Genomic DNA, 12,286 nt, shown 5'->3' on the forward strand with positions numbered 1-12,286 from the left:
ATTCAATTAAAATTTACTAATCAATATTGGGTTTGGAGGGGTTAGATAAACCGGTACGAGTCATCTTTCCCCAAGATGTTTTTCCCAGCAACAAATCAACATTTCCTTTCACTGCCGCCCACATAACAAAAGGATGGTACAAAAGTGGCTCTAATAGGGCAGTACGCAGCAAGAGGAGCATGTATTTTGGCTTTTTATATTGTTGGAATGAATATTCTTCAAAAAACAAGGCTGTAATGGAGAACAATACCGAAAAGGTATAGACTACCCCGAAAAAGACCAGGAATACTTGGATATTTATTTGGCCGAAAATGAACATTAATAGTAGAAAAATGATTCCGAAAAATTCGATAATCGGTGCAAACCATTCAAAAAACATCCAATAAGGGGTACTGAGCATGCCCAACACGCCATACTTTGGATTAAATAGTAGCTTTTTATGCAGGCTTAGGGTTTCTATGGTGCCGCGTGTCCACCTGTTCCTCTGTCTATGTAGTACCTTCCAACTTTTAGGGACTTCGGTCCAACACAAGGGGTCGGGGACAAAGCTTACGGTGTATGGAATTTTTTTGTCCCTCATTAAGCGGCGCATGCGAACCAGTAACTCCATATCCTCACCTACGGTAGCGGGATTATAACCACCCGATTCTATGACCGTTTTCTTGTCGAACATACCAAAGGCACCAGAAATAAGCAATAAGCCATCTATACGGGACCATGCCATCCTTCCCATTAGAAAAGCCCGGAAATATTCTAAGAGCTGAGCCCGATCTATGAAGGAATCCGGTAAGCGAACTTTTATTATCCTCCCATCTTCAATAATACAGGAGTTTGCAACCCGGATAATTCCCCCAGAGGCAATAACTTTTTTGTTGTTGTTAAGAAATGGCTTTACCAACTTTAGAAGCGCATCCCTTTCCAAGATGCAATCAACATCTATGCAACAAATAATTTCATGACTACAGCAATTAATTCCAGAGTTTAATGCATCTGCCTTCCCACCATTTTCTTTATCTACAACTTTTAAATTTTTATAAGCTTTCTGTCTCGACGAATAAACAGCGCGCACATTTTTGGTAGCAATAGGGGAATGGTAGAGTACATCATCCTGGTAAAGATCGAAGGTTTTGATTAATGAATCCAAGGTGTTATCGCTACTTCCATCATTGATGATTACAATTTCGAAGGAAGGGTAATCAAGGGTGAGTAGGGATCTTACATTTTCAATGACATTAGCCTCTTCATTATAGGCGGGTGCTAAAACAGAAATTTTAGGTAGGTGGGACGACTGCAGTAAGGCAACTTCATCTTTAAAGTTGTTCTTGCGTTTATAATCACGGAGCTCAAATAATGAATATAAAGCCAAGAAGATATAGCCCGAAATGATAATTAAACCATAGGTTAAAAAAATAAAACTTGCTATATCAATAAATTCGAAAAAATTAAAATTCAAGAGGCCCTAAGGTATTATATGGATTGTTAACAAAAATTTGGTGTGCACATTATCTAGCTATCAATAGTTATGAAGATGTTGTTTAGTAGGGCAAATTGTCATATTTAATAGTATTAAAATTCGCTCCAAGGAAATGGGATGCTTCTAAGTTCTTTTGAAGGGCTACCTTCTTAAATTCCACTTCTAAGCTAGGTTCCTCTGTAACCATAAATTTACCAATAGATTTTAGATGTTTCTCGGAACCAATTTTACCAATAGTTTTTAGGATTTCATGTTTTATTAAAAGGGTTTCCTCGTTAAAATTATGAATTAAAATAGGTAGGAGTTCCGGCTCCTCCATTTTCCGTAGTGAGATGATGGCTTGCTGTCGTAACTCGGGATTTTGGTGATGTAAAAACCTCAATAAAATAGGGATATGTTCAAATTGGTTGTAATCGGCAATCATTTTCATGCAGAAAATCACCACGCTAGAAATATCATGATGGAGCCATTTGGAAAAATCAGGGGTTTCTCCGTCATAACTTTTAAGTCCATTCTCAATATAAATTTGTTCCCAAAGCGTTAAAGGAATTTCTACTTTGTCTAAGAATCCCAAAGGGTTTTCAGTGGACATATGGAGATAGTACAAAAATGCTTGCTGTCTTAGTTTCTTGTAATTGGTGTTAAATAAGGAATCTACTAAGGTCATTGGGATCTCTAAATTTAATTGATATGCTACATTGAGAGCTTTGGCTTGTTTATACCATGCCTTACTTGTTAATTTGGTTAGGAGAAATTCCTTCAATCCAAAACCATAAAAAACCTCCTTTAAACTGGCCGAAGATTCCCCTTTTAAGTTCTCTGCGAAAACTAGAATCTGATCAATCGCTATTTGTTTGTCGAGGGAAGTCCTGAGGTGTCTGTTTTTAAAATTGCGAGTTTCCTTTTCCTTATCAAAATCTTCATTAAATAAATAGTTGTTGATGAAATCTATTATGAAAAGATTTAACTTTTTTCTTCTGTGGTTTTGACTGTTTTTATGGACTCTCAGATAAAGTATAAGGCTTAACAATAAAATAGTGAGTACAACAAAGACCATGGTCATTACCAGGTTTATTTCCAGGACTACGGGTAAGTCGGAAATATAAAATGGTAAATTCCCCATAGTTAAATGTAGCAACATCATATTATGGTCTAGCATCTACTTTTAGGAGTGAATGTTTTTTTTTGATGCACCTAAACTCCTTTTTACGCGCAAAGTTAATTCGTTTGGACTAAAAGGTTTGCTTATAAAATCATCTACGCCCATATTAAATGCATCAGTGATAATATCTTCTTGGGTAGCGGTAGAGAGCACAATGATCGGGATGGTGGGATAATTTTTCTTAATGTGTTCTATAAGTTGACTCCCCGAAACAAAAGGCAACATCAAATCTGTTAGAATTAGATCAAAGCTATTAGTTTCTAGCTCTTCCATAGCACTCCTTCCGTCTATTGCGGTAGTTACCTCGTATCCTTCCTTAGTAAGCTTAAATTCGAGCGACTTAACAACCATTGGATTGTCTTCTATGACTAAAATCTTCTTCTTCATTTTAATTAATATCTAGCTGGTAATCTGCGGTAATTTGGGTTTCAATTAGTTGAAATTCTTGATTTAATTCACTAAATAATGTATTTAATTCTTCTTCTTTTTTGGCGGTTTCCATAGACTGGCACAGATCCCTTCCATGCTGATTTAAAACCATTTGAAAGGAGGGCTTTATGCTATGGGCAATTTTTCGGGCTTCGTCAAAATTATTTTGTTCCAGGGCTATTTTAAGGTCGTTTAACCTACCAGATACAGACTCCTTAAATAAAACTAGGGTTTCTGCAACAAACTCCTTGCTCCCCTCGGATAACTCCTCTAAATAGTCCGTAGAGTAAGATTTCACCAACTCTTCATTCTTATCCTTAAGCTCTACCGTATTTAAGAAATTTTCAATTTCTAGTGCCGTTTTATCCGAAAAAGGTTTGCGTATAAATCCTTGTAACTTTTTATTTGTGATTTCTGTATCGGAGTCTATTACAATTAAGGTTGGATGCTCCATTTTAAGCTCTGTCCGCAGATAATCCATGGTCTGCCATCCATTTAATGGACTAGAGGACTCTTCCAAGATGAGCAATTGTGGATTTCCATTCTCCATAATCCATTGTATGGCACCCATACTGTCTGTAAAGTCTAGGACCACAAACGGACTGTTGTTAAGAATCCTTTTTATCCGGGTACGCTCTTCGGCATTACTTACTACTATTATTATTTTTTTATTGTTCACCTGTTTTTGGGGTGTTAGGTTATATCTATTAAGTTGGGTCCAAGTTTACACTTACCTAAAGTGTATCTGTTTTTATTAAATTGTCAATGATAACTTTTTTAATCGTATCTAGCACCACGGGCTTGGTCACATAATCATCCATACCGTGATCTAGGCACCTTTGGCGTTCCCCAGAAACCGTTCTTGCGGTTAAAGCTATAATGGGAATACGAGTTCCATTGCTTTCTAGTTTTCTTATTTTCTTGGAGGCTTCATAACCACTTAATAGTGGCATCTGAATGTCCATTAATATCAAATCAATTTCCCTGTTCTTATAAGCTCCTACTGCCTCTTCACCATTATCCACTTCTATCAACTCTATTTTGGGAAGTAGTTTTTTTAGAATTGTACGGGTTAGATGCTTGTTAATCACATTATCTTCGGCTACCATAATCCTAAAATTGTAGTCGGAGATATTTTGCTCATTAGGTTCTGTGGCTATTGATTTTTCTGAATCTGGACATTGGATTTGAGAAATAAGTTTAAAAAGCGCGTTTATTTGTATAGGCTTTACCACATTGAACTGCACCTGATATTCCGCACATTCCTGCCTTACCTTTTGATCTTCCCCGGAACTGTGCAAAAGAATAATAGGAAGCTCTTCCTTGGATATCTTAAGTACCGTCCTAATGTGTTTAATGAGGTCAAGACCATTTAAATAGGGCATATGGTAATCGATAATGGCCAAATCAAAAGCCTCACCCTTTTGCAAGGTATTTATGGCTTCTATTCCATTAGATAGGAGGGTGGTATTGATTTGTTCTACGGCTAGCATTTCATTTAGGATGGTGCGGTTATTGGCATTGTCATCCACCACTAAAACTTTCCCAACACTTCGGGTAACATCGACATGTTTAGGACTTTGTTCCAATTCCGTTTTAAATGCTACGTCAAAATAAAATACACTGCCCACATCTGGGGTGCTTTTTACTTGAAGCTTACTCCCCATAATTCCTAATAAGCGGTTGCTAATTGTTAGTCCAAGTCCAGAACCACCAAACTTACGGGTGGTGGAGGCGTCTTCCTGGTTAAAGGCATGGAAAATTTTATGTATGTTTTCAGGGGCAATGCCAATTCCAGTATCGCGAATGGAAAAACTGTATACCATTTCCTGTCCTTGAGCATCGCTTCTCCCATTCACCTTTAACTCTATCTCTCCCTGATGTGTAAATTTAACGGCATTCCCCAATAAATTAATGAGAATCTGTTTTAAGCGTACCGTATCTGCATACAGAAAGCGTTTTATTTTTGGGGAAATATTTAATAGAACCTCTAGATCTTTGTCGTGTGCCTGAAATTTAATAAGGTCTATAGCTTCCCCACAAAGCTCCACTAGGTCGGTTCGTTCAATATTTAACTCCAGTTTCTCTGCCTCAATTTTGGAGAAATCCAAAACGTCGTTTATCAAATCTAGTAAGGAGATCGCAGAGGTGCGAACGGTTTTCATATAGTTTTGCTGACTCTCTGAAAGCGCTGTTTTCATTAACAGGTCTGTAAAACCAATAATGCCGTTTAATGGAGTTCTAATTTCGTGACTCATATTCGCCAAGAATTCGGACTTGGATCTACTCGCCGTTTCTGCTTTTTCCTTAGCGGTGATAAGGGATTCTTCCATTGCCTTAAGCTTGGAGATATCTGTTCCCACCCCTAGGTATCCAGTGATGTTCCCCTCATTATCTTGTACGGGGGTAACTACTAATTGGACGGGAAAGGTACTGCCGTCTTTTCTAACATAAGTCCATTCCTTTGGAGTTATTTTTCCTTGACCAACCTCATAGCTAAAAACCGCCTCTCTAGGTATGGGCTGACCATATTTATTTGAAAGGGCTGCTACCTGATTCGTAATTTCGTCCTCTAAATGAAAGATGGCTGCCCTAGAAGTTCCAATGACCTCCTCGGCACGGTATCCTAGTAAATTTTCAGCTCCCTTATTAAATTTCCTAATAGTAAGATCTAAATCGGTTTCTATGATGGAAATCTGTGTGGTGGCATCTAGCAAGCCTTGTAGGTCGGATAAACTCCGTTGTAATGCTTTTCGGCCCAAAATGGTCTCCGTCATATCTACCACCTGGCCAATTAAGGAGGTTACTTTTCCATCTTCATCATACATGCCAGCTACGTGGAAATGACAGTAAACAATATGCCCATCCTTATGGATATACCTCTTCTCAATACTGTAGTTGTCAATTTCACCTTTAATTAGTTGGTTTAGAAGATGACTATCATTTTTATAATCCTCAGGGTAGGTAATATCTTTAAACCGTAAACTAGCAAATTCTTCCTTAGAGTACCCTATCATGTTTGCTAGGTTGTTATTGAACATTATCCAAGTACGGTCTAGCCCAATAACTCCCATTCCGTTAGGAGAGTGATCAAAAGCCTGAATAAATTTATCGGCATTTTCTTTTGCCAATCGTTCTAATTCCTTCTGTTCGGTTATCTCCTCAAGTTGGGTAATAATCAATTCTTCTCCATCTTTAGCCCCTGGAAGAATGGTAGTATTGATGGTACACCAAATGAGCTTTCCTGTGTTGTGAAAACATTTCACCTCCAACTTATAACTACTGATTTCCCCTTCAATTAGTTTCTTTCGATAATCTACAGCCTTTTGCAGGTGATCAGGATGGATAACATCCTTAAAGGTAAGTTTCATCACGTCTTCCCTAGGGAGATGGTCTAATCCGAAAATATTGATCCCTGCAGGATTGATATCAATAAGTTTATTCTCCTTCGTAACCAGAATAATTCCCAAAGGTGACCTTTCAAAGATCATTTTGAAGCGTTCCCTTGTTTTCTTATGTTCTATGGATCGCTTCTTTTTCTCGTCAATATCCTGAAAAGCTCCGTAGACCCTAATACATTTTCCTAGTTTAAATTCTGGTTTTCCAAAAGCCCGGACCCAAATATCCCTCCCCTTAGCGGTAATTATTTTGCATTCTATATCATATGGAGTACCGTTAGTAACACAATCATTAAATGATTCAATTATAAGATCTCTACTCCATCCTTCTTTAAAAAATTGAATAGCCTCATCAAATTGTGGTATGTAGTCACTATCTACTTCGTGAATTTCTTTGGTAACCTTAGTCCAGAGCACCTCCTTTTTTAGAGTATCGACTTCCCATCCTCCAATTTGGGCAATTTCGTTGGTTTGTTCATAAATGTCCAGAAGCGCGTTTAAATCGTGCTGCTCTAGTTCATTATCCTTTTCCAGTCTTATAAACCGTAAGAGGTAAAAGAGTCCTTGTTGACTATCCTCTATAGGGAAGGCTTCTACCGCTAAGCTTTGTTGGTTTTTAGAGGCATCCTGCACCGTAAGTTGCCATTCTGAATCTCCTAAATCTCCCTTTTTTAACGAGTTTATGAATGCTTCCAGGGTCTCTGTGGTATTGGCATTCAGATGTTTATTTATAAAGGCGGCTTCGTAGTCAGCTTCTGAATAATCAAAATGAAGGGCCTGCCAAAAAGATTGACTTACCCAAAAGCGACTTTTTTCATCTGCCCTAAAAAACCATAAACCGGCTAGCTGTTTTTCTGTAATCCAGCTTAAAACAGAAGGGGTATATTGAAGTAATTGGTTTAATTGATCTTTTAAGGAGTAGTTTTTTGACATACATTATTAGTTGGGGGACTTAGGCTAAAATACATAAATCATTTTACTTGGCGGTAAAATAAGCCTTTCGTCGATAAAATCTTAGGTTTTTGCAACGCTATGAAAAAGGAGAATATTTAATTAAAGGGATCTCTTAGGTTTTTTGGGGTAGCTTATGGCATTAATGGTGCCCACAGGTTTCTAAGATGTTTTTTGAAATAGCTAAGTAATTGATAGATAGGAGTTTTGTCTTTTTATGGATTATTAATTTTTCCGACGACAAATATAAAAAAAATTACCGACTAGGAATTATCCAGATACCTCATAATAGGAAAGTTATGGTAAGCAAAGATTTAAAGCCATTTGCCCCTAGCTGCAGCCCTTCTTATTAAATTTTGATTTACCCGTTAACTTACCTTAGAATTTAAAGCTGTTTAAAATGCTCCATATAACAGTTGTGGGTCTATTTTTATTAAGTTGGTTGTACTATAAGTTACCTTGAAACGTATCTCGGTCTGTAGATGCGGTAGTGCATTGGAATAGAGGCTAGGAAGAATAGCATAATATCGCAATTGCTTTGTAACCTTTTGCCAATCGAACCATCCAATAGATACAAAACACAAAAATAAAAATACGATGAAACTACATACACCAGTGGAGGTAAACCTTCTAAAGTATACGTTTGGATTGGTACCCATAGTGGCCGGCTTGGATAAGTTTACACATATTTTAACGGATTGGACCGCTTACCTTACCCCTTGGATGTTGGATTTAATTCCGTTTGAAGCAACTACCTTTATGGGGATTGTTGGGATTATTGAGATCGCGGCAGGTGTCTTGGTACTGATAAAGACCCATATAGGTGCCTTAGTGGTATCTGGTTGGTTGGTGCTCATTGCCTTCACTTTACTGATTGGCGGAGGGTATTTGGACGTAGCGGTGCGCGATTTAGTGATGGCTGTTGCGGCTTTCTCATTGGCGAAGCTTACTGAAGCGTCATAAAAGCAATGGAAGGCAGGTAAAAAGGGAACCTCTAAAGCCATAGAGATTCCCTTTTTTCAATGTAAATGGTGACTACTTTTTACCAATTGGAACTTATTTGCTGCCTACGGTAAAGGAAGCTTCAATAGAGATAGCACTTACTTAAGATCTGTTACTTTCAATTGCTTTTGATCCCAGTATTCGTCCTTTCTAAATTCATAATTAGTGGGGGTGTAATCACCCACCAAGGTAACGTCTGCTTTGGCGGGAACAGGAAGATCCATGGCCCAAAACACTCCGTTTACTAATAACCTTCGAGTACCTTCCAGTAATAGGTCGTTTGCCGCCCCGATGGTAGACGTAAATACTCGGCCTTTTTGGCCGTCTTCTAGCTGGTAACTCTTGGTCCAGGCTATAGGCATCATAGGGTTGTTCAATTGCACTCCCTTATCATTGGTGGTTGCAACTTCTTCGTCTGTGGGTTTCATCCCGTAGAAAATATCCTTTTCATCAAATTCCCCTGTTCGGTTTACTACCTGTCCTAGCATAATGGGCTGCGAATCCCCAGGGAGCGGAAGCCTAACTCCATAAACATCGGTGGGACCCCAAACATCTCCGTCTTCCAAACCGTTGTTTATTGGATGGGATTTTGCTCCTTCCGCAATAATTCCCCTCGTGCTCTGGTGTTTGTGATGCCCGTGGTGGTTTACCCAGTTTTCTCCTAAGATAAATCGGCCAAAACCATCTTTCCATTCCTCTTTATCCCCATTGTAGTAATTGCCATAATGTTTAAAGCTGGAGTTGGAATCGGCACCGAAATTAAAGGCGTGGGTGGCGGTACGGATCCCTAATACCGGCTTGCCCTCTTTCAAGTAGTTGTCTATATGCTGCATTTGATTGTCTGGTAGGGCACGGAACCGGGTAAAGATAACCATCAAGTCTGCGGTGTTTAAAGCCTCTAATCCTGGGATGTTCTGACCGTAATTGGCGTTGATGATCCCTGGTTTCCCTGGGTCTTGCGCAAATAGAACGGTGGATTTAAATCCGTGGTGGGTGCTTAAAATCTTTGCCATTTGCGTTAACGCCTCCTCAGATCGGTATTCCTCATCCCCAGAAATGAATACAATGTGCTTTGCATTGTCATCCGTGCCATCAAAAGTTAGCCACTGCACAGGATCATCCTCGGTTTTATTGGCGTTGTCCTGTGCTGTTTTTTTACCATTACAGGATACTATGACAAGAGCAAGCAATAAATAAAAATAATTTTTCATAACGTATTTTAAATAGTGTATTTATCAATCTAAACATAACCATTAAATTAGGATATGTTCTAAAATAAGACAGTTAGGGTAGTAGCTTGCCCTATGATCCTTGCATCCCCTTCTTTATAAAATCCAACCCCTGAGTATAGATTTGCACCGAGGGGGAAAAATCCCGCCAAACATTAATGGCATTCGCAAATTCCGGTATCACCGTGCTAAAAGCCTCAATAGTAAGCCAACCGTCATATTCTATTTCTTTTAGGGTGCTAAAAACGGCATCCCAGTGAACCTGGCCGCTGCCAGGTGTTCCACGATCGTTTTCACTAATATGGACGTGCTTTAGGTGTGGTGCGATGGTTTTTATGGCGTCTACCTGACTCTTTTCTTCAATATGAGCGTGGTGACTATCGTACATTGCACCTAAATTGGGATGATTTACCTGTTCGGCCAAGGTCTTTAAATCGGCCATTGTATTGTATAAATAGCATTCAAATCTATTGAGCGCCTCAGGGGCAAGCATAATGTTGGCAGTAGCGGCATATTCAGCTGCTTTTTGTAACATTTCCACACTCCATTTCCTTTCGGATAGGGTAGGGGGTTGCCTGGTAAAATATGCAAAAGAGGAATGAAACGGCCCGCAAACCACCTCCACATTGGATGCGGCGGCCACGTCTATGGACCATTTTAGTTTATCTAGGCCAGCTGCCCTTATGTTGGCATCCGGGCTGGCAATGTTTTCTTCAGCTGCTAAACTTGCAACAGCGGTCACCCCTAAATCTAGCGACTTAAAAAAAGTGCCTAGCTTAGAATAATGACCAACATCCCCTTCTCCTAGGAATAGTTCTATGCCATCATAACCTGTAGCCTTTATTTTTTCCACGAGTGGGAAATGCTGCTCAGTAACATGATTGGTCCAAAGCAACATATTCATTCCAATTTTCATAATCTATAGTTTTTAAAATCCTTTGGCTTTGTTTAAAGTTTAGCTAATGGAAATACAGTAAGACAACTGTTTTTTAGTTGTCAATTTCCACCTGCCTATTTTCCCCGATGGCGCTGCATCGGGGAAAGGAGGTATGTATGTAGAATGGTTGGTTTACAATTCTGGTGCGGGCTGCCCACTAGTGGCTTGCGCGGTGGTAGTTTGGTTTCGTTTTCTTATCCAGAACCACAGGATGGCAAAAAGGATGATTAAAATGGCAGGAAATGAGACCATGGTTCTTAGAGTTGCCTGTCCGGCTACCAACTCCAACTCATCCCCAGTTAATCCCGCAGCTGCGGCAACAGCCTTGTCTTTATCTATCCAACCTCCTATTATTGGTTGGAAAATTGAGGTAGAGAACATTCCCACCGCACCGATAATAGACATACCTAAGGCACCACTTTTAGGAATCTTATCTGCTACAAAGCCAATCATGTTAGGCCAGAAATAAGCCACTCCCAAGGCGAAAAATATGGCCGCCACATAGGCCATGGCCCCTGTTTGTGTGCTGAATAAGAATATACCAATGGTAGCGATCACTGCTGATCCCAACAGTACCCCGGTTTGGTCGAACTGTTTAACAACACTTCCGCCAAAATAGCGGGCAACAGCCATTAAACCAGTTACTAATGCTAATATTAACATTGGGTTGGCACCACTTTTCTCTAGAATAAGGCTGGACCATTGCTGAGGACCAAATTCGGAAATGGCGGTCAATGCCATACAGAATATCATGAATATAAAGAGTGGGGAAATCATGGCTTTTAGGTTTCCGCTAAGGGTAGCAGCTTCCTCTACCTTGGCTTCTGGCCATTTTTGACCCAAGAAAATATAGCCGTATATCAATGTGGGTATAAGGATAACCCAAATCTGGCTCTCCCAGCTCATACCTCCGCCAACTAAGCTTCCACCAATAGAAAACCCATCTGTCATAAAGGTAGAAATAATACTTCCTATTGCAATTCCCCCCGGGAACCACATATGAAATCGGTTCATCATCTTGCTCATTCTTACTCCTTGATAAGCATCGGCAATCATAGGATTACAAGCAGCTTCCGTACAACCGTTACCTAAACCAATTAGGAAGGTAGAAATCAGTAGGCCGGTATAGCTACCAGAATAAATAGTCATAATTATACCTATGGTATGGGCGAAAAAAGCAAATTGCATAATGGCTTTTCCTCCTACTTTATGATATATTAAACCTCCTATAACCATAGAAATAGGGAAGCCAAAAAACCACATGGAATTGATAAAGCCCAATTCTTCTGCGGTTAAACTGAGTTGATCTCCTAGTTGAGGTAGAATTCCCGCTCTAATACTAAAGGAGAATGCGGTAGTGATTAAGGCGAGGCAGCTCCCCCAAAATAGTCGGTTGGCATTAGGGTGTAAAATAGATGTTGATTTTTCCATCGAGATAATACTTTATAATTATAGTTTGGTTATTGATTTGATGCTATAAGATTAATCACTTTTTTGTAATAATCATAATTTTTTATGATAGGTATCCTTTTATTAATAAGGATAGTCCGTTCCAAGAACCTATTTCCAGATTTACGATAATGTAGGTGTATAAAGGAAATACTAGGGTTAAACATCAACAAAACTAAATTATAAAGCAGTTGCATGCTTCCTATTTCTTGTTAAAGAACAGTACTATTTTGTCTTAAAGGTGGGATTTTGAGA

Annotated in this window: 9 protein-coding genes; 1 reads left to right on the forward strand and 8 read right to left on the reverse strand. The window is 39.2% G+C overall.

Going from position 1 to position 12,286, the window contains the following annotated elements; genetic code table 11:
- Positions 1-16 precede the first annotated feature (16 nt).
- The 5 genes from BV214_RS05530 to BV214_RS05550 all read right to left on the reverse strand — a co-directional run bounded on the left by BV214_RS05530 (position 17) and on the right by BV214_RS05550 (position 7,396).
- Positions 17-1,453, reverse strand: coding sequence for a glycosyltransferase family 2 protein (locus BV214_RS05530; RefSeq protein ID WP_086476500.1), 1,437 nt, complete (start codon positions 1,451-1,453; stop codon positions 17-19).
- A gap of 82 nt (positions 1,454-1,535) precedes the next feature.
- Entirely contained in the window at positions 1,536-2,597 is a 1,062-nt protein-coding gene (locus BV214_RS05535) for a HEAT repeat domain-containing protein (RefSeq protein ID WP_176328461.1), read from the reverse strand.
- 42 nt (positions 2,598-2,639) lie between these two features.
- Positions 2,640-3,023, reverse strand: a complete 384-nt coding sequence (locus tag BV214_RS05540) for a response regulator transcription factor (protein ID WP_086476502.1) — start codon at positions 3,021-3,023, stop codon at positions 2,640-2,642.
- A gap of 1 nt (position 3,024) precedes the next feature.
- Entirely contained in the window at positions 3,025-3,744 is a 720-nt protein-coding gene (locus BV214_RS05545; protein WP_086476503.1) for an Hpt domain-containing protein, read from the reverse strand.
- Positions 3,745-3,799: 55 nt separating this feature from the next.
- Positions 3,800-7,396, reverse strand: coding sequence for a PAS domain-containing hybrid sensor histidine kinase/response regulator (locus tag BV214_RS05550; RefSeq protein WP_086476504.1), 3,597 nt, complete (start codon positions 7,394-7,396; stop codon positions 3,800-3,802).
- 615 nt (positions 7,397-8,011) lie between these two features.
- On the opposite strand from BV214_RS05550, the gene BV214_RS05555 reads away from it, so the two are divergent.
- Positions 8,012-8,377 carry a hypothetical protein gene (locus tag BV214_RS05555; RefSeq protein ID WP_086476505.1) on the forward strand — a complete coding sequence of 122 codons (366 nt, stop codon included), beginning with the start codon at positions 8,012-8,014 and terminating at the stop codon, positions 8,375-8,377.
- A 137-nt stretch (positions 8,378-8,514) separates the two neighbouring features.
- Here BV214_RS05555 and BV214_RS05560 read toward each other — a convergent pair whose 3' ends face one another.
- The 3 genes from BV214_RS05560 to BV214_RS05570 form a co-directional block, all read right to left on the reverse strand.
- Complete coding sequence (locus BV214_RS05560; protein ID WP_086476506.1) at positions 8,515-9,627, reverse strand: ThuA domain-containing protein; 1,113 nt, start codon at positions 9,625-9,627, stop codon at positions 8,515-8,517.
- Between the two features lie 91 nt (positions 9,628-9,718).
- Positions 9,719-10,561 (reverse strand): sugar phosphate isomerase/epimerase family protein, encoded by an 843-nt coding sequence (locus BV214_RS05565; protein ID WP_086476507.1) that lies wholly within the window; start codon positions 10,559-10,561, stop codon positions 9,719-9,721.
- 153 nt (positions 10,562-10,714) lie between these two features.
- Positions 10,715-12,013, reverse strand: a complete 1,299-nt coding sequence (locus BV214_RS05570) for an MFS transporter (RefSeq protein ID WP_086476508.1) — start codon at positions 12,011-12,013, stop codon at positions 10,715-10,717.
- Positions 12,014-12,286 lie beyond the last annotated feature (273 nt).

The sequence above is a fragment of the Arenibacter amylolyticus genome, from assembly GCF_002150785.1.
In the GTDB taxonomy this organism is placed as follows: domain Bacteria; phylum Bacteroidota; class Bacteroidia; order Flavobacteriales; family Flavobacteriaceae; genus Arenibacter; species Arenibacter amylolyticus.